This is a genomic window from Pacificoceanicola niger (assembly GCF_048553275.1).
Lineage (GTDB): Bacteria > Pseudomonadota > Alphaproteobacteria > Rhodobacterales > Rhodobacteraceae > Pacificoceanicola.
In genome coordinates, this window is the sequence record NZ_JBLZMW010000002.1 from 176420 (window position 1) to 195393 (window position 18974).

At 65.0% G+C, this 18974-nt stretch carries 13 protein-coding genes; 11 read left to right on the forward strand and 2 right to left on the reverse strand.

From position 1 onward, the window contains the following. The first annotated feature begins 18 nt into the window (after window positions 1-18). The 7 genes from ACN2XU_RS03480 (at window position 19) to hflX (ending at window position 9165) form a co-directional block, all read left to right on the forward strand. Complete coding sequence (locus ACN2XU_RS03480; RefSeq protein ID WP_419409268.1) at window positions 19-2340, forward strand: sensor histidine kinase NtrY-like; 2322 nt, start codon at window positions 19-21, stop codon at window positions 2338-2340. 25 nt (window positions 2341-2365) lie between these two features. Then, window positions 2366-3784: a nitrogen assimilation response regulator NtrX gene (ntrX, locus tag ACN2XU_RS03485; RefSeq protein ID WP_419409011.1), complete on the forward strand. Its 1419-nt coding sequence runs from the start codon at window positions 2366-2368 to the stop codon at window positions 3782-3784. Window positions 3785-3786: 2 nt separating this feature from the next. Beyond that, window positions 3787-4377 carry a hypothetical protein gene (locus ACN2XU_RS03490; RefSeq protein ID WP_419409012.1) on the forward strand — a complete coding sequence of 197 codons (591 nt, stop codon included), beginning with the start codon at window positions 3787-3789 and terminating at the stop codon, window positions 4375-4377. Window positions 4378-4588: 211 nt separating this feature from the next. Next, entirely contained in the window at window positions 4589-5965 is a 1377-nt protein-coding gene (trkA, locus tag ACN2XU_RS03495; RefSeq protein WP_419409013.1) for a Trk system potassium transporter TrkA, read from the forward strand. 3 nt (window positions 5966-5968) lie between these two features. Then, the gene (locus ACN2XU_RS03500) at window positions 5969-7483 is read left to right on the forward strand and encodes a TrkH family potassium uptake protein (RefSeq protein ID WP_419409014.1); all 1515 of its coding nucleotides are present in this window, start codon (window positions 5969-5971) and stop codon (window positions 7481-7483) included. A gap of 165 nt (window positions 7484-7648) precedes the next feature. Continuing rightward, complete coding sequence (gene hfq / locus ACN2XU_RS03505) at window positions 7649-7888, forward strand: RNA chaperone Hfq (protein ID WP_097802888.1); 240 nt, start codon at window positions 7649-7651, stop codon at window positions 7886-7888. 5 nt (window positions 7889-7893) lie between these two features. Further along, window positions 7894-9165: a GTPase HflX gene (gene hflX, locus ACN2XU_RS03510; RefSeq protein WP_500797234.1), complete on the forward strand. Its 1272-nt coding sequence runs from the start codon at window positions 7894-7896 to the stop codon at window positions 9163-9165. An 81-nt stretch (window positions 9166-9246) separates the two neighbouring features. Here the strand turns inward: hflX and ACN2XU_RS03515 are convergent, their stop codons facing one another. Both ACN2XU_RS03515 and ACN2XU_RS03520 read right to left on the reverse strand, forming a co-directional pair. Further along, complete coding sequence (locus ACN2XU_RS03515) at window positions 9247-10158, reverse strand: phosphotransferase family protein (protein WP_419409015.1); 912 nt, start codon at window positions 10156-10158, stop codon at window positions 9247-9249. Beyond that, window positions 10155-12617: a penicillin acylase family protein gene (locus ACN2XU_RS03520; RefSeq protein WP_419409016.1), complete on the reverse strand. Its 2463-nt coding sequence runs from the start codon at window positions 12615-12617 to the stop codon at window positions 10155-10157. The genes ACN2XU_RS03515 and ACN2XU_RS03520 overlap by 4 nt, the downstream gene beginning before the upstream one ends. Window positions 12618-12750: 133 nt before the next feature. Here ACN2XU_RS03520 and ACN2XU_RS03525 point away from each other — a divergent pair, with 133 nt between their 5' ends. The 4 genes from ACN2XU_RS03525 (at window position 12751) to ACN2XU_RS03540 (ending at window position 18913) form a co-directional block, all read left to right on the forward strand. Then, window positions 12751-13623, forward strand: a complete 873-nt coding sequence (locus ACN2XU_RS03525) for an NAD(P)-dependent oxidoreductase (protein ID WP_419409017.1) — start codon at window positions 12751-12753, stop codon at window positions 13621-13623. Between the two features lie 880 nt (window positions 13624-14503). After that, window positions 14504-15001: a Gfo/Idh/MocA family protein gene (locus tag ACN2XU_RS03530; RefSeq protein WP_419409018.1), complete on the forward strand. Its 498-nt coding sequence runs from the start codon at window positions 14504-14506 to the stop codon at window positions 14999-15001. After that, window positions 14998-15399: a VOC family protein gene (locus tag ACN2XU_RS03535; RefSeq protein WP_419409019.1), complete on the forward strand. Its 402-nt coding sequence runs from the start codon at window positions 14998-15000 to the stop codon at window positions 15397-15399. Before ACN2XU_RS03530 ends, ACN2XU_RS03535 begins: the two co-directional genes overlap by 4 nt. A 421-nt stretch (window positions 15400-15820) precedes the next feature. Continuing rightward, window positions 15821-18913: an Rne/Rng family ribonuclease gene (locus ACN2XU_RS03540; RefSeq protein WP_419409020.1), complete on the forward strand. Its 3093-nt coding sequence runs from the start codon at window positions 15821-15823 to the stop codon at window positions 18911-18913. The last annotated feature ends 61 nt before the right edge of the window (window positions 18914-18974 follow it).

Consider the following 18974-nt stretch of genomic DNA (forward strand, 5'->3'; position numbering starts at 1 on the left):
GCCTTTGGCAGCACATCAATGCGAGGGTTGGCTGTGGCCACACGAGCACGGTCCGGCGCAGGCGGCAGTGTCTGGGCACGTCTCAATCGTTTGAGGCGCGCGCGTCGGGTGCAGAACTGGATGGCGCTGGCGCTTGTCGCGCTGGGTCCGATCCTTGCGCTTGCAACCTTTGCAGTGCTTGGTCCTCTGGACACTGGCGCCGGCACGCAGCTCAGCCTGCGGCTGATCCTGCTGGCCGATCTGGTCTACGTCCTTCTGGTTGCAACGCTGGTGCTTGGCCGGGTGACGCGGATGATCGCGGCGCGGCGGGCGCAATCGGCGGGCTCGCGGCTGCACCTGCGGCTGACCGGGGCTTTTGCGCTCATGGCGCTGTTGCCGGCGATCACCGTGGCGGTCTTTGCGGTCATCACCATCAACATCGGCCTTGAGACCTGGTTTTCCAGCCGCGTGCAGAACGTTGTCGCCGCCTCCCGCGCCGCTGCGGAAGCCTATGAAAGCGAACAAAGCGCCGCGCTGAAGCAGGACGCATGGGCGCTTGGCGGCTTTGTCGATCAGAACCGCCGTCTGCTCTTGCTGAACCCCACGGTCACGCTGCGCCAGTTGCTTTCGGACGGGCAGGGGCAGATCCAGCGCGGGCTGAACGAGGCTTTCGTGATCGACAGCAACGGCGAAATACTGGCGCGGGGCGAGCGCTCGTATCTTTTCGATTATGAACAGCCGTCCGAGACGGATTTCGCCCGGGCTGACGCCGAGCGCGTCGCGCTGATCGCGGATTGGCGAAATGACGAATACCGCGCCCTTGTGCCGCTGCAGGCGTTTGTCGATCGCTATCTTTATGTCAGCCGTTCCGTTGACGGGCGCATCCTTGGGCTGCTGGACGAGGCGCAGCAGACCGCGCAGTTCTACCAGCAGCAGGAAAGCGAGCGCGGGCGGCGCCTGTTCGATTTTGCGCTGCTTTACCTGGGGTTTGCGCTGCTTCTGATCCTCGCCGCGACCTGGGCGGGCCTGTGGTTTGCCGAACGGCTGTCGCGGCCCGTCGGGCGGCTGGCCGGAGCGGCGCAGCAGGTTGGCGCGGGCGATCTGAATGTACAGGTCATCGAGGATGACGGCGACGACGAGATTTCCATGCTCGGACGCTATTTCAACCAGATGACGCGGCAACTGAAGGCGCAGCGCGAGACCCTTTTGGAAAACACGCGGCAGATCGAACGCCGCCAGCGGCTGTTCGATTCCGTGCTCTACTCGGTCACTTCCGGCGTTGTCGGTCTGGACGAAAACGGCAGTGTGACCTTCGTCAACCGCTCCGCGCAACGCCTGCTGGGCTGGAGCGAGACCCACCGCGCCGACCCGATTTCCGTGGCCGTGCCGGAGTTTGCCGCGCTGTTCGACCGGATGCGCGAAGAGGACCGCGAAAGCCTTCAGGAGGAAGTCAAGGTCAGCCGCGAGGGGCAGTTGGAGCACTTGCTGGTGCGTCTCGCGACGCGGCGGCGGGGCGATGGCAGCCTCGAAGGCTTCGTGGTGGCCTTTGACGATGTGACGGATCTGGTCAGCGCACAGCGTATGGCGGCCTGGGGGGATGTGGCGCGGCGCATTGCGCATGAGATCAAGAACCCGCTCACGCCGATCAAACTCTCGGCGGAGCGCATTCAACGCAGTTTTGTGAAGCGGCTGGGCGCGGAGGACGCCGAAAAGGTGACCGGTCTGACCGAACGGATCGTGCGCCAGACCGATGATCTGCGCCGCATTGTCGACGAGTTCTCCAAGTTCGCGCGTATGCCCGAGCCGGAGCGCAAACCCGAGGATCTCGGCGATCTGCTGCGCGGGATTGTGCTGCTGCAGGAAAGTGGTCAGCCGGACGTGGACTTCCACGTGGCCATTCCCGCAACGCCGATGCCGGTCGAGCTTGACGCGACGATGATCGGACAGGCGCTGACCAACCTGATCAAGAACGCGGGCGAAGCCATTGAAACCCTGCAGGAAACGGGTGCCCCGGACGGGCACAAGCCGCAGATCCGGGTGGAATTGCAACAGATCGAGGGCACCCGCGCCGAGATCCGCATCATGGATAACGGCATCGGCCTGCCCGAGGACCGGGCGCGCCTGTTCGAGCCATATGTGACGACACGCGACAAGGGCACGGGCCTCGGCCTGCCCATCGTCAAGAAGATCATCGAGGAGCACGGCGGTACGCTGACCCTCGAAGATGCACCCGCCTTTGAGGAGGGGGCACATGCCGGGGCCATGGCGGTGGTCCGGTTGGCGCTCGATCCGGCGGCGCAGGCCGACACGGACGAGAAACGAGAACAAGAAGAGCAGGCCAGGAAATTGCAGGAGGTTTGAAGCGGATCATGGGTAAGGGCACGATATGAGCGATATTCTGATTGTCGATGACGAGCGCGATATTCGCGAGCTGATCGGGGACATTCTCGAAGACGAGGGCTTTACCACCCGTCTTGCGGGGAACAGTACGGATGCGATGAATGAAATCAACGCCGAGCCCCCGGCGCTGCTGATCCTCGATATCTGGCTCAAGGACAGCAAGATGGACGGGATCGACATCCTCAAGACCGTCAAGCGTGACAACCCCGACATTCCGGTGGTCATTATTTCCGGCCATGGCAATATCGAGATCGCCGTCGCGGCGATCAAGCAGGGCGCCTATGATTTCATCGAAAAGCCGTTCAACATTGATCAGCTTCTGGTGGTGATCCGGCGCGCCATGGAGACCTCGCTCCTGCGCCGCGAGAACCTGCAGCTCAAGCGCGGCGACACGCGCAACACCGAGATGATCGGCGACAGCGCCGCGTTCCGCGCGCTTGTCGGGCAGCTGGACAAGGTCACGAAAAGCAACGGCCGGGTGATGCTCTCCGGCCCTGCGGGCAGCGGCAAGGAAGTGGCGGCACGTTACATTCATTCGCGCTCGAACCGGGCGAATGCGCCGTTTGTGACGGTGAATTGCGCCGGCGTGGAGCCGGAGATGATGGAGGCCATGCTGTTTGGACGCGAGACCCCGCAGCGCGGCATCGAGCCGGGCTTGCTGGAGCAGGCACATGGCGGGGTGATCTACTTCGACGAGGTTGCGGACATGCCGGTGGGCACGCAGTCCAAGATCCTGCGCGTGCTGGTCGATCAGCAGTTCACCCGCGTCGGCGGCAACGACAAGGTGCGCGTGGACCTGCGCGTGATCTCGTCCACGGGACGCGAGCTGACCCAGGAAATCGCCGCGGGGCGCTTCCGCGAGGAGCTGTATCACCGTCTGAACGTGGTGCCGATCGCGGTTCCGTCGCTGGCGGAACGGCGCGAGGACATACCGCTCTTGGCCGAATATTTCATCAATGACTGCAATCAGACACAGGGCCTTCCGGTGCGCGCGATCTCCGAAGATGCGGCGGCGCTGATGCAGACCATGGTCTGGCCCGGTAACGTGCGTCAGTTGAAGAACCTCGTGGAGCGGGTGCTGATCCTCGGCGATGGCACCGGACCGATTGGCGCGCGCGAGTTGCCGCAGGAAAGCACGCCGGGCGAGGCGGATGAGGACCGGGTGGTGCTCTCCGGGACGCTGGCGACGCTGCCACTGCGCGAGGCGCGGGAAGCCTTTGAGCGCGAATACCTGCTGACGCAGATCAACCGTTTTGGCGGCAATATCTCGCGAACCGCCTCTTTTGTCGGCATGGAGCGCTCAGCGCTGCATCGCAAGCTCAAGTCGCTGGGCGTGGTGACCAGCCAGAAGGCGGGCAGCCGCGTGGCCCGTGTCGATGAGGACGCGGTGGAGCGGGCTTCCTGAGCATGCGTCGGCGGGCGCTTCTGACGGGGCTTGCGGCCTTGCCGCTGGCGGCCTGCGGTGGCGCGCCGGGCGTTGTCTCGACCGGTGGCGGCGCTGCCGCGATCGCGGAGGCGGCGCAATTGGCCGAGCTGAGCGCCATGATCGCGGCTCTGGGACCGGACGTGGACCGCGAGGAGGCGGCCCGCGTTGCACGGATCGCCCTGACCGAACCGAGGCAATGGGCCATCGACTGGGGCATGACGGATCCGCCGCTGATTCATAACATGAAGGTCAACGCGGGCCTGCGTCCGCGCGGCCTTTGCCGCGAATGGGCGGATGACCTCGAAGCGCGTATGCGGCGAGAAGGGGTTCAGACGCTGGGCTGGCACCGGGCCATTGCCAATCACGACAGCCTTCTGATCGAACACTCGACCTTGATCGTATCGGCCAGGGGCGACGCGATGGCGCAGGGGATCGTTCTGGACCCTTGGCGGCTTGGCATGGGGCGCTTGTTCTATGCCCGTGTCACGGAGGATCCCAAGTACGACTGGACCCCGCGACAACAGGTCTTTGCCTTCAAGCGGGCAAGGGACGCGCGACGGTCGGGCCGGTAGGACGGGGCGATTTCGCATAAGGGACATGGCCAGACGCGTTTCTCATCCCGAACAGTGCAACGCGGTTTTCGGATCGGATGAGGAAGCCAGAATATTCCTCCCATCAGCGCGTACCGCAGGCCGGGACGGGCCTCGGGGCAAAGCTTTTGGGGGCGTTGACCGGCGGCGCGGGGCGTGTCATTCCGGAAGCTGGACTGGATAAGGATCGGCCATGAAGGTCATCATTTGTGGTGCCGGCCAGGTTGGCTGGCAGATCGCGCGGCATCTTTCGGGTGAGCGAAACGACGTGACAGTCGTCGACAGCAATCCCGACCTCGTGCGCCGGGCCACCGATACGCTGGACGTGCAGGGGATCGCCGGTTTTGCCAGCTATCCCGATGTGCTCGAAAAGGCGGGCGCGCGCGACGCAGACATGATCATCGCCGCGACCCATTCCGACGAGGTCAACATGGTGACCTGCCAGGTCGCGCATTCGGTGTTTTCGGTGCCGCGCAAGATCGCGCGGCTGCGCTCGCAAAGTTATCTCACCGCGATATATTCGGATCTGTACCGGCGGGATCATCTGCCCATCGACGTGGTCATCAGCCCCGAGCGCGAGGTCGCGGAGGCGGCGTTGCAGCGGCTGTCGGCACCGGCGGCCTTTGATACGGAGACCTTTCTTGACGGCCGCGCGCATCTGCTTGGCCTGTCGATCGACGAGGATTGTCCGATCGTCAACACGCCGCTGCGCCAACTCACGGACCTGTTTTCGACGCTGCGCTCGGTGGTCGTGGGCATTCGCCGGGAGGGTACGCTTTTTGCGCCGGAAGCGCGGGATCAGCTTTTCGTGGGCGACAGCTGTTATGTCATGGTGCATCAGGAGGACGTGCGCCGGGCCCTGGAGATCTTCGGCAAATCCCAGCGCAAGCAGGAGCGGATCGTCATCCTCGGTGGCGGCAACGTCGGCCTCGCGGTGGCGCAGCGGCTTGAGGAGGGGCGCGAGCGGATCCGGGCCAAGGTCATCGAACGCGACCGCAAGAATGCCGAGCGTGCGGCGGAGGCGCTGGAACGGACCATCGTGCTGCATGGCGATGGGCTTGACGCCGCCTTGCTGAGCGAGGCCGGGGTGGAGCGTGCGGATGCGGTGCTCTGTGTCACCGATGACGACAAGACCAACATGCTGGCGGCCGTGCGTGCCAAGGCGGCGGGCTGTCCGATGGCCATTGCTCTGGTCAACGATCCGACGTTGATCGAACTGATGGAGCCTCTGGGCATCGACGCCTATATCAACCCGCGCGCCACCACGGTAAGCTCGATCCTGCGTCATATCCGCCATGGCCGGGTCAGCCGGGTGTATTCCATCGGCGATGCGGAGGCGGAAGTGATCGAGGCAGAGGTGCTGTCGACCTCCTCCATGGCCGGGGCACGGCTGCGCGATATCGACTTTCCCGAAGGTGTGCTGGTCGGGGCGATCCGCAACGGTGACAAGGTGGTCAAACCCTCTGGCGGTCTGCTGATCGAGGCGGGCGATCACATCGTGCTCTTTGCGCTCGCCAAGGACGTGCCGGAGGTCGAGCGCCTTCTGCAGGTCTCCATCGACTTTTTCTGAGCCATGATGCTGCTGCGCCTGCCGCTGTTCCTGCTGCTGACGGGGATCGTGTCGCTCTCGATGCTGATCCCGGCTGGATATGCGCTGGCCATCGAGGAATTTCACGACGCTCGCGCGTTTTTCTACAGTGGCCTTGTGGGGATCGTGCTGACCGCGCTGGTGGCGTTGGCGCTTGCCAATCGCGAGCATAACACCAGCGGACTGCGTCAGCTTCTGGCGCTTCTGGCGGCCTTCATCTTTCTGCCGATTTTTCTTGCCGTGCCGTTCTTCGAGGCGGTGCGCACGACCACATTCCATTCGGCATATTTCGAGATGGTCTCGTCGCTCACGACCACCGGCGCCACGCTCTTCGAACCGGCGCGGCTGTCCGGACCCGAGCATCTCTGGCGCGGGCAGGTGGGGTGGATTGGCGGGTTGATCATCTGGGTCTCCGCCTCTGCGATCCTCGCGCCGATGACCCTCGGCGGGTTCGAGGTCACCGCCAGCGGCGAGCCGGGACAGATGATTGCCCAGGGCGCGGCGCGCGGTGTCCGACGCGATCCGATGCAGCGGCTGGAGCGCAGCGCCCGCGTGCTGATCCCGGTTTATACCGGGTTGACGCTGGCGCTGTGCATCATGTTGCTGGTCGCCGGAGAGAAGCCGCTTGTTGCGCTCATGCATGCGATGGCGGTCATGGCGACATCCGGTATCTCGCCGGTGGGCGGGGTCTCCGGGATGGCGAGCGGCATGGCGGGAGAGATGGTGCTGTTCTGCTTCATGTTCTTTGCGCTGTCCCGGCTGACGTTCTCCACCGACACCACGAGCCAGGCCAGCCGGCCGGGGCTTGGCTATGATCCGGAGTTCCGGCTTGGCCTGGTGATCATCACCATTGTACCGGTGCTGTTCTTCATGCGCCACTGGGTGGCGTCCTTCGAGGTCGGCGAGGAGCAGGATCTCGTTGCCGGGCTCCGCTCGCTTTGGGGCGGGTTGTTCACCGCGCTCTCTTTTCTCAGCACCACGGGGTTTCTGAGCAATGACTGGGCCACGGCGCAGGGCTGGTCGGGGCTGTCGACGCCGGGCATCGTTCTGATGGGGCTGGCCATGGTCGGTGGCGGCGTCGCCACCACCGCTGGCGGGGTCAAGCTGATGCGGGTCTATGCGCTCTATCTCAATGGCACGCGCGAGATCGAGCGGCTGATCCATCCGCATTCGGTGGGCCGTGTCGGGCTGGTCAGTCGCCGCATCCGACGCGAGGGGGCCTTTATCGCCTGGGTCTTCTTTATGATGTTCGCGCTGACCATCGCCTTGTTTTCCATGGCCTTCGGGCTGTTTGGCTATGATTTCGAGCAGGCCATGGTTCTGACCGTCGCGGCGCTGGCCAACACCGGGCCGCTGGTCGCTTTTGCCGGAGAGGCGCCCATCTCGCTGCAGTCGCTCGGCACCGGCGCACAGCTTTTGATGAGCGCCGGGATGATCCTCGGGCGGCTTGAGCTTCTGGCGATCGTGGTGATGCTTTCGCCGGATCTGTGGCGCAACTGAGAGCCGTTGCGCGCGGGGCGGGTGCCGGAAACATTGGTCAACCATTTGGACCTGTTTTCAAAAAGTCCAATTTTTGCGCTGGAAACTCCAGCCTGTCCAAGACATACTCCCCCGAAGATAGGGGCGCGCCTTGCGAGGTGCGATACAAGAACAAAGGCAATTTCAATGGCTTCGGACAGACAGAACCTGCAGGACGCATTTCTCAATCATGTGCGCAAGACCAAGGTTCCGGTAACGGTTTTCCTGATCAACGGGGTCAAACTGCAGGGTGTTATCACCTGGTTTGACAATTTCTGCGTGCTCTTGCGCCGGGATGGTCAGAGCCAGCTGGTGTACAAACACGCCATCAGCACGATCATGCCGTCGCAGCCGATCAACCTTTATGACGGTGAAGACGCTTCTTGAGCGGTATAGACCACGCCCCGCCCGTCACCCGTGCATGGGTGCTGCATCCTGATATCAAGTCCGACAAGGACCGGCGCAACGCGCAGATGGCCCTGGAAGAGGCAGTCTCACTTGCGCATGCCTTGCCGGACCTCGAAGTCGTTGGCGAAACCGTTGTTCCCCTGCAACGGCCGCAACCGGGGATGCTCTTCGGCTCGGGCAAAATCGAAGAACTCAAAGCGCGGTTCGAGGCCGATGAGGTCGCACTGGTGCTGGTCGATGGGCCGGTGACGCCGGTGCAGCAGCGCAATCTTGAAAAGGCCTGGGGCGTGAAGCTGCTGGACCGCACCGGGTTGATCCTCGAGATCTTCTCGGACCGTGCCGCGACGCGCGAAGGCGTGTTGCAGGTCGAGATGGCGCATCTGAGTTATCAGCGCACCCGGCTGGTCCGTGCCTGGACCCACCTCGAACGTCAGCGGGGCGGGCTCGGCTTTGTCGGTGGCCCCGGCGAGACGCAGATCGAAGCAGACCGCCGTGCCATCGACGAACAGCTTGTGCGCCTGCGTCGTCAGCTCGACAAAGTGGTGAAAACCCGCGAGCTGCACCGCAAGGCCCGTGCCAAGGTGCCGTTCCCGATCGTTGCCCTTGTGGGCTATACCAACGCTGGAAAATCCACGCTCTTCAACCGCTTGACTGGGGCGGAAGTGATGGCCAAGGACATGCTCTTTGCCACGCTCGACCCAACCATGCGGCAGGTGGAACTGCCCACCGGCGCGACCGTGATCCTGTCCGATACGGTGGGCTTCATCTCCGATCTGCCGACCGAACTCGTCGCCGCCTTCCGCGCGACGCTCGAAGAGGTGCTGGCCGCCGATGTGATCGTGCACGTGCGCGATATCTCGCATGACGAAAGCGAAGAGCAGGCCGGTGATGTGCGCACGATCCTCGGCTCGCTCGGCGTGCCGGACTCGGTCACGCAGATCGAGCTGTGGAACAAGATCGACCGCCTCGACCCGGAGGAGGCGGAAGCGGTCCGCACCCGTGCCGCCCGCGAGGACGCGATCTTTGCCGTGTCGGCCATCACGGGCGAAGGGCTGGACGTCTTCCTTGAGGCGGTCACGCAGGCGCTCGGCGAGGAAAAACATGTCGAAGACATGGTGCTGTCCTTTGCCGACGGGCGCAAACGCGCGTGGCTCTTCGAAAAAGGGCTGGTGGAGCAAGAGGTGCAGACGGAAGAGGGCTACGCCCTGACCGTAAACTGGACCGCCACTGACAAGGCCCGGTTCGACTCGCTCTGAGTGCGCGCGGCGCGGTTTCTTTGGTCTTCAAATACCTCGGGTGAGCCCCCTTGGGGGCGAGGGCAGAGCCCTCTTCGCGCCCTATACGACCGCGTCGTCCTGTGACAAAATCCAGCAGGCGGCTGCCATCCGCGCCGCTTGTCGCCGGGAGTGCGGCAGGGGGGTGCGGGCCCAGTAACCAAGGGCGAATGCCCGCTGCAGGAACAGCCGGACAAGCGGATCGCCGGGGGCCGGGCCATAGCCGCGCCCGAGCGCAGCGAGGGCGCGGCGCCGGTCGTGCCCGAAGGGCGCGAAACTGAGCGCGTCGAGCCCGAGGGTGAACAGATCGCGCAGGGCCTCGTCTTCGGCGGAATTCTCGAAATCTATGCCCCAGAGCGTGCCGGTGTTGGTCACCAGAAGGTTGCCCGCGCTCAGGTCTTTATGGGTGATCGCCCGGACCGACGGGCGGCGGCGGACCTCCTGAAACAGCCCGTGCAGGGCCTGAACGTGCTGCCGGAACGCGTCCAGATCGTGAATGGCGCGCGCGCCGGTCTCCCCCTGCGAGACCAGCTTGTCCAGCCAGTTCAGATGCCCGATGGGCCGAAACGGCGCATCGCGGCGGGAGGGGGCGTGGAGCGCGGCAATCCAGGCCCCTGCGCGCGCCATCAGGCGTTCGGCCTCCGCCGGCTGCGCCTGTGCCAGCAGCGTGCCAAGGTCTTGACCGCCGCAGTCCGCCATCACCATGACGCGCTGCGCGGCGTCGAACTGCAGGACCTGTGGTGCGCGAAACAGGCCATCGCAGAGCTGCTCCGAAACGGCGGCTTGCCGCGCCGCCTGTGCGATTGCCTTGTCTCGTTGCTCCTCGGGCCAGAGTTTGACGACAAGGGGGCGGGGGCCGCCGGTTGCGCGCAACACCGTTCTGCCGGCGCCCTGACCCAGCGGGCTCAGCGACCCGGTCCAGCCCGGCCAAAGTGTCCTCAGCGCGCTCCGGGCGGCGATTTCCGCCTGGTTCACGGCTTGGTCAGCCGGGTGATCCCGACGGAGGCCGCCCGGGCCAGATCCACGTCCAGCGACATGGGGATGTATTCCCCGCGCCGCCAGAGTTGTCCGAGGTCGTCGTAATGCCGCGACAGAAAGTGGCCGGACTGGCCCGTGGCGCTGATGAAGACAGAGCTGTCGGGATCGGCAAAGTCGTAGATGCCGCGATAGCCTGCCGCGTGGACGTTCTCGAACGGCGCATCCGGATCGCCAGAGGTGCGCCCGCGCATCAGCGTGTTGTCCCCGCCGGAGGTGCTTTGATGGATGTTCACGAAATAGCGCAGCACCGGCACATCGCCGAGCACCGTGTGATCGTGGACCGCTTGATGCGCGTCGCCCCAGCGCAGGCTTTCGAGTTGATTTCCGTAGGTCTCGTCGATCCACAGCAGCGCATCGTCGAGCGCAAGGCGGGCGATGTCGGAACAGGTTTCGGTCCGCGCGGAGCGGATGATGTCGCACCACGCGCTGGCGCCGTTCACATTGCGATAGACCCGTTCAAGGAAAAGCGGCTCGATGTGGTTGTAGACATCGGCCAGCGGACCGAGATCGTCACGGATCAGCCGCTCCTGCAGTGCGCGCACCCAGGCCGAATAGATCAGCGGTTCGGGCATATGTTCGTTCATCTCGCCGTTCCAGTCGGCGAGCAGCGCGAGGGCGCGCTGGCGCTGGCGTTCGGGCGTGCCGTCCGGGGCGGCCTCGCCGGTGAACCACAGATCGCGCCCGATCAGCGGCAGCAGGGTACGGGCGGTGATCGACACCGTATCAAGCTGGGCTTCGATGAAGCTGTCGCGGGTGTGCACCTGCCGGCCCTGCATCAGCGCCTTCCAGCGCTGCACCCGCTGGCTGTCGCCCCAGTCAAAGCTGACGTGGCGGGGGAAGGGGGCGTCGGTGATCTTGTTGTTGGTGTTGCCGACGATGCCGCCTTCGGGGGCGAGGAAGGCGGGATTGGCGGAATAGGGCAGCATGCCCTGCCAGCGATTCGCGGCAATCCAGCCGGGGCTGGGCATGCGGCCCTTGCTCTGGTGGTTCGGATCGCGCGACGGCTGGACGCCGATCATCTGCATCGCAACGGTGTCCGCGTCGATCAGCGTGAGGTTCTGCGAGGGCGCCACGTGCTTGCGGCTGGCCTCGATGGCCTCTTCGACCGAGCCCGATGTCATCAGGCCGATCCCGGCGCTCATCGACGTGTCCTCTCCGGACAGCGCGGTCCAGGCCAGCGAGACCACATGCCCCGGCGGCGTGATGGCGTCGAGATTGAACACCGCACGCGGCAGTACCGGGCCGTTCTGCGTCCAGCGCAGGGTGACCGTGGCGGGCGTATGGTCCTTGATCGTGATGATGCTCTTGCGGGTCTCGAAGCGGGCAAAGCCGTCAGGGGTGCGGTATTCTTCGGGGTTCTCGGGGTTCAGCTCTTCGATGTAGAGGTCCTGATCATCCAGATAGGAGGACGTCAGACCCCAGGCGAGCTGCTCGGAGCGGCCGACCATGACCAGCGGCATACCGGGAATGGTGCCGCCGATCACGCCGCCAGAGGTAAGCTGAAGCCGGGCAAGATACCAGATCGAGGGGGCAGTCAGGCCGAGGTGCGGGTCATTGGCCAGCAACGTGCCGCCCCCTGCCGAGCGCGAGGCATCGGCGGCCCAGGCGTTCGACGCACCGGCCAGGCCGCGCGGCGGCGACGCGGGCAGGAAGGCCTGCCGCGTCTGGTTCGGGGTAAAGCGGGGCAGCGGGCCGGGCACGAGGCTGGCATAGCCGGGCAGGGCGGCCACGCCAGTTCCGGGCATGTCGGGCAGGATATCGGAAAGACGGTCGGCGTCGGGGATCAGCAGCGAGGTGCGGGCGCGCAGAACCTCGTCCCGCAGATGGCCGCTGAGCTGGAAGGCCATGAGCTTGGCGAGCGCGATGCTGTCGGCGGGCTTCCACGGGGACAGGGGCGCACCGAACATGAAGAATTCCGGGGCTCCGCGGCCCTTGCCGCCCTGATTGATTTCTTCGAGCCGGGCATTGACCCCGGCGCTATAGGCCTCCAGCGCGTCGAGCGTGGCAGGGTCCTGATGCGCGACCGATTGCACCGCAAGCGGGTAGAGATCCAGCCGCCGCATGAGCGTGTCCGTCTCGATCGTCCGGGTGCCGAAGATCTCCGACAGCCGCCCCTGCGCCGTGCGGCGCAGCAGGGTCATCTGCCACAGGCGGTCCTGCGCATGGGCATAGCCAAGGCCAAAGAAGGCATCCCGGTCCGAGAGGGCCATGATGTGGGGCACGCCGGCGTTGTCGCGAATGATCTCGATGTCGCCGGTGATACCGGCCACCGGCATCGTCTTGTCATAATCCGGCAGGGAGCGCGAGGCGAGGTAATAGACCATGAGGCTGCCCAGCACGGCCATCACGATCGAGAAGGTGACCAGCCGCAGCAGCCAACGGAACACAAGCGCCATTTCCCTTGCCCTTTTCTTGCGCTAACACGAGGGGTGAAACGGGCTTAGCCTGCCCTTGGCCCGATGCCAAGGGGCGCGGGCGGCGGATCATTGCACAGGCCGCCCTGGTTCGAAACTAACAGGGAGAGACAGAATGGCAAAGGTTGCATTCCTCGGGTTGGGAGTGATGGGGTATCCGATGGCCGGGTATCTGGCGAAGGCGGGCCACGAGGTGACGGTCTATAACCGCACGGCGTCCAAGGCGGAGGCCTGGGTGGCCGAGCATGGCGGCGCGATGGGGGCGACCCCGCGAGAGGCGGCGCAGGGCGCCGATTTCGTCATGTCCTGCGTGGGCAATGACGACGATCTGCGGGGCGTCTGCCTCGGGGCGGATGGGGCCTTTGCGGGCATGGCGTCGGGCAGCATCTTTGTCGATCACACGACCGTCTCCGCCGAGGTGACGCGGGAGTTGCATGGCGCGGCGGCCGAGGCGGGCATTGCCTTTGTCGATGCGCCGATTTCCGGCGGTCAGGCGGGGGCCGAGAACGGCGCGCTCGTGGTCATGTGCGGCGGCGAGGAAGAGGCCTACAGCAAGGCGGAGCCGATGATCGACGCCTATGCCAAACTATGCAAAAGATTGGGAGAATCCGGCGCGGGGCAGCTTTGCAAGATGGTCAATCAGATCTGCATTGCCGGGCTTGTTCAGGGGCTTTCGGAGGGGCTGCATTTTGCCGAAAAGGCCGGCCTCGACGGTCGGGCCGTGGTCGATGTGATCGGCGGCGGCGCGGCGGGATCGTGGCAGATGGTCAACCGTTACGAGACGATGATCGACGATCAGTTCGAGCATGGCTTTGCCGTCGACTGGATGCGCAAGGATCTGGGTATCTGTCTGAAAACAGCCAATGAAAACGGCGCGTCGCTGCCGGTGACGGCGCTTGTGGACCAGTTCTACAAGGACGTGCAGAAGATGGGCGGCGGGCGTTGGGACACCTCCAGCCTGATCAAGCGTCTGCGGCAGTTCGACTGAGTTAACCCTGCGGTTTTCGCGGTGGATTTAAAGCAGCGCACGGTGGGGTTAACCCACCGTGCGCTTTTGGTTCGGGGCCAGATATTGGGGTGGGCCCTCACAGCGGCCACAAGGCTGTGACAGAGGTTAAGGATTGCCTGAGGGCGTTAACCGGCGTTTGGTACGATTCTCGGCGAGTTTGGTACAAATAAGGAATTTGTTAAGAGCGTTGTGGCGGGCGCGATGGCGCTTTTCCGTCCGCTGGCCGGAAAAGTGGTTAACGGCAGGATTTCGAGTATTTGGAAAGAGAAGAAGCGGGGGCGGGGTCCTCGATTTTCTGGCCTGCCGATTTTTGGAGGATGGGCAGGGGGCGACTGCGTTGAGCGGAGAGGCTTTGGGCCTTGCGCTATGCCGGGGCTGCGGGTTGGGTTTTTCGTGCGATGAAGTGAAGGGAAAGCCGGAATGAGTAGTCAGCGAGAGACGGCAGACGCGGTGTTGCGCGGATTGGGGCAGGGATGATCGGGCGGTCGGATGTCGCGGCGCCGTCAGCCCGGCCGTGTCGGATGCGGCTTGATTTCGTGAGTCACGGCATCCGGAACGGGCGCGGCATCTGGCGGAGCGCGATCATGGCCCTGCGCCGTGCTTTACCGCCGATCGGGAGGTGTCGACCGGGGCCGCGGATGGTGACTTTGTGATCGTGGCGACGCCATCGCGCTCATCCAGCGCCTTGCGGCGGCGGGCAGTCTGTCCTTGTGGAGAAACCGTTGGCGCGGAGGCTGGACGAGGTGGAGGCGGCGGTGCGGATTTGCGCGGCGGCGGGATCGCGCCGGGTGTTGTGTTTCAGAATCGGGCGCGGGCAGCCTTTGTGGTTGCGCGGCGCGTTCGGGGGGGGCTTGGAAATGTGGAGATCAATGCGCCGCTGTGGCGCGATCAGGCTTGTTATGATGCGTTCGGCCGGGGCGGCGATGCGCGCGATGGTGGCGGCGTGATGCGGAGGCAGGCGATTTACGGCCGCGACCTTGCGCTGAGCCTCGCCGGGCCGGTGACGCAGGTGCAGGCGATGACCGCGACCAGGCCGCTGCACCGGATGGACGTCGAAGACATGGCCGTGGCGGGACTGGGCGCGGTCGGGACCCGTGCGGTGAGCACGGCGCGCTGCGGATCGCCCGCAGGCGGACCCATGTGCATTGGCGCGACAGGCGGTGCGAGGCGCTGCCGGGCAGGGCCGAGGACTGTCCGGGAACACCGTGTGATTGCGGCTTTCGAGGCGGCGGTTGGCCAAGGGCGCACGCCGTTGGCGACCGGACCGGACGGACTGGCCTGGCAGCGGCCGATCGCGGGCCTCGAGCGCGGTTTGGCGCGGGGCCGGCCGGTTGCAATGTCGGAGGAGCGGAGATGAGACAGCGGTTGGCGCATGTGGCGCTGGTTGTGCGCGATTATGACGAGGCGATCGCCTTCTATGTCGGCACGCTTGGGTTCGATCTGGTTGAGGACACCTATCAGCCGGAACAGGACAAGCGGTGGGTGGTGGTGCGCCCCTCGGGCGGCGGGGCGTCGATCCTGCTGGCGCGGGCCTCGAATGCGCGCCAGGCCGAGTTCATCGGGGATCAGGCCGGGGGCCGGGTGTTCCTGTTTCTGCAAAGCGATGATGTCTGGCGCGATTATGAGGCTTACCGGGCGAAGGGCGTGCGGTTTGTGCGGGAGCCGAAGGACGAGACCTATGGCACGGTGGCCGTCTTTGAGGATCTTTACGGCACGCTCTGGGACCTGGTTGCGTTCCACGATCCACGCGTTTGAGGCGGGCTGTCGCTCAAATACCGTGCATTGCCGCACAGGGCAGAGCGATTGGCCATTGTCAATTGGGCGCTTGTGCCGTTATGTTGACGGTCAGGATGCCGCCCTTCTGGCTGGCTCTGACAAGTTTCGCTGACACGGATGCAGGACAAAACATCCCTGTCAGACCGATCTGGCCCCAACAGGCCGAAGTACCGTGCCCGGACCGCCACAAGCGACGGGCCTTGAATGGGCGCCCCCGACCCACGGGCCGGGCAGAGCGTCGGAGAAGAAACGCGATGAAGCGCGCGACGACATTGAGGCATGAGGCAAGGACGCAAAGCGCCCGCCATGCCCGCGCGTATCCCCTCGCATTGACAAGACACAGCACCCGCTCTCTGGCCCCACCCGGTTTGGAGGGCGTCTTGCTGCGCATACGGAAAACATGGCCAAGAAAATGCTCATCGATGCCACCCACGCGGAAGAGACCCGCGTCGTGGTGGTTGACGGAAACAAGGTTGAGGAATTCGACTTTGAGTCTGAAAACAAGCGCCAGCTCGCTGGCAACATCTATCTAGCAAAAGTCACGCGGGTCGAACCCTCGTTGCAGGCTGCCTTTGTCGATTACGGCGGCAACCGGCATGGCTTCCTTGCGTTCTCGGAAATCCATCCCGACTACTACCAGATCCCCGTCGCCGACCGGAAGGCGCTGATGGAGGAAGAGGCGGCCCTGGCGGCCGAGGAAGAGGAAGAGCGCGAGCGCCCCAAGAAGCGGCCGCGGTCCCGCACCCGTCGCAAGCCGACGCGCGCCGAGAGCACGAAGCCGGATGATGCGGTGGTGACGGCGGAGCCGTCCGGCGCCGAGGCGACGAAAGAGATCTCCGGCATGGAGACGATCGATCTTGGCGATGACGAGATCGAGTCCGGGGAACCGGGCGAGGGCCTGTCGCCGATGGAAACCGTGGGTGAGACCCCGGTGGAAGAGCCGTCGGATGTTCCGGGCGATGCGGTTGCGGAACCTGCGGGCGAGACGCTCGATGCGGGCGCCGAGGCCGTACTGCCTTCCGAGGTTGTTGCCGAGGCGGAAGCCGAGGGTGCCGAGGCGCAGGCTGCTGATGCGGCCAGTGTCGAAGAGGCATCGTCCGACGACGACGATCACGACGACGAGGACGATCAGGAAGACGGCGGGACCGATGCCGCCGGCAAGGATGAGTCCATCGAATCGGTTGCCGATGACGACACCGAGGAAGACATCCGCCCCCGCCGCAAGCCGCGTCCGCGCCGGTACAAGATCCAGGAAGTCATTCACGTCCGCCAGATCCTCCTGGTTCAGGTGGTCAAGGAAGAGCGCGGCAACAAGGGCGCGGCGCTGACCACCTATCTGTCGCTGGCGGGCCGTTACTGCGTTCTGATGCCGAACACCGCCCGGGGCGGCGGCATTTCGCGCAAGATCACCAATGCCGCCGACCGCTCCAAGCTCAAGGCGATCGCGACGGAGATCGACGTGCCGAAGGGCGCGGGTCTGATCATCCGCACCGCTGGCGCGAAGCGGACGAAGACCGAGATCAAGCGGGATTATGAATATCTGCAGCGGCTCTGGGAGCAGATTCGCGAGCTGACGCTCAAGAGCATTGCTCCGGCGAAGATCTATGAAGAGGGCGACCTGATCAAACGGTCGATCCGCGATCTGTACAACCGGGACATCGACGAGGTTCTGGTGGAGGGCGAGCGCGGGTATCGCATCGCCAAGGACTTCATGAAGATGATCATGCCGTCCCACGCCAAGAACGTGAAGCATTACAACGAGCAGATGCCGCTGTTCGCGCGCCATCAGGTGGAGAGCTACCTGTCGGGCATGTTCAACCCGGTGGTGCAGCTGAAATCCGGCGGTTACATCGTGATCGGCGTGACCGAGGCGCTGGTGGCGATCGACGTGAACTCTGGCCGGGCCACCAAGGAAGGCTCGATCGAGGATACCGCGACCAAGACCAACCTGGAGGCCGCCGAAGAGGTGGCGCGTCAGCTGCGGCTGCGTGACCTTGCCGGTCTGATCGTGATCGACTTCATCGACATGGACGAGCGCAAGAACAACGCCGCCGTCGAGAAGAAGATCAAGGACAAGCTGAAGACGGATCGCGCGCGCATCCAGGTGGGCCGGATCTCCGGCTTTGGCCTGATGGAGATGAGCCGTCAGCGTCTGCGGCCCGGTATGATCGAGGCGACCACGCAGCCGTGTTCGGCCTGTCATGGCACCGGTCTGATCCGCTCGGACGACAACATGGCGCTGCAGGTTCTGCGCCAGATCGAGGAAGAGGGCACGCGCCGCCGCTCCCGCGAGGTACTGGTCAAATGTCCGGTGGCGATTGCCAACTATTTGATGAACGCCAAGCGCGAGCATATCGCCCAGATCGAGGCCCGCTATGGCATGGCCGTGCGGATCGAAGGGGATACACATCTGATCGCGCCGGACTTCTCCATGGAGAAGTTCAAGACAGCGACCCGCACGGTGCCCGATGTGCCCGCGCATGTGGTGTCGGTCGATACCTCGCTGATGGATGCGATTGACGAAGCTGCCGCTGCGGAAGAGGCCGAGGAGGCCGACGCCGAAGAGGCCGAAGCCGAGGTTCGGGAAGCCGAGACCACCAACGCCCAGAACACTGTTCAGGGCGACGACGATGGGAAACCGAAGAAGCGCCGTCGGCGTCGGCGTCGTCGGTCCAAGTCCGGCGCGGAGGGCGAGAACGGCTCTGACGAGTCGTCGGATCAGGAGCAGGACTCCGAGACCGAGACCGAAACCGAGACCGAAGAGGCCGCGCAGGCCGAGGCCCAGCCGGAAGAGGGCGAGACGCCGAAGAAACGGCGGACCCGGTCGCGTCGTGGCTCCCGCTCCAAGAAGGTGGAGACCGAGGGCGAGGCGGAGACCGCAAGCCCCGCCGAGGCAGAGACTGCTCCGGCCGAGGCCGCGGAGGCTGCGACCCCCGCAGCCGAAGAGGCAGAGGCAGAGGCCGAGGCTGCGCCGAAGCCCAAGCGGACGCGCACACGCCGGAAGAAAGCCCCGGTCGCAGAGGCCGAGGCCGGTGAGGCCGCGCCGCAGCCCGAGGCAGCCCCGGAGGCCGCGCCGCAGCAGGCGCCGGTCGCAGAAGAGGCTGCCGCACCGGCGGTTGCAGAGGCCGCAGCCGAGCCGGAGGCCGCCGCAGAGACAGCACCAGATGCCGAGGAGGCACCGGCCAAGCCGCGCCGCACACGCCGCAAAGCGGCGGATGTGATCGCCGAGGTTGTCAGCTCTGTGGAACAGACGACTGAGGCAGAACCGGCGGCACAGGCAGAACCGGCGGCACAGGCAGAACCGGCGGCAGAGGTCGAGCCTGCAGCAGAGGCAGAGCCTGCTCCGGAACCCGTGGCCGAAGCCGCGCCGGAGGCGGTTGCCGAGGCTACGCCCGAGGAGGCCGCGCCCGAGCCGGAGGCGGCGCCGGTTGCCGAGACTGTCGAAGAAGAGAATGCGCCGAAAAAGCGGGGCTGGTGGTCTCTGGGCCGCTGATCCTTCACGGATTTTCCTGAAAAGGGGCGGGATTTCCCGCCCCTTTTTGCGTCTTCGAGGG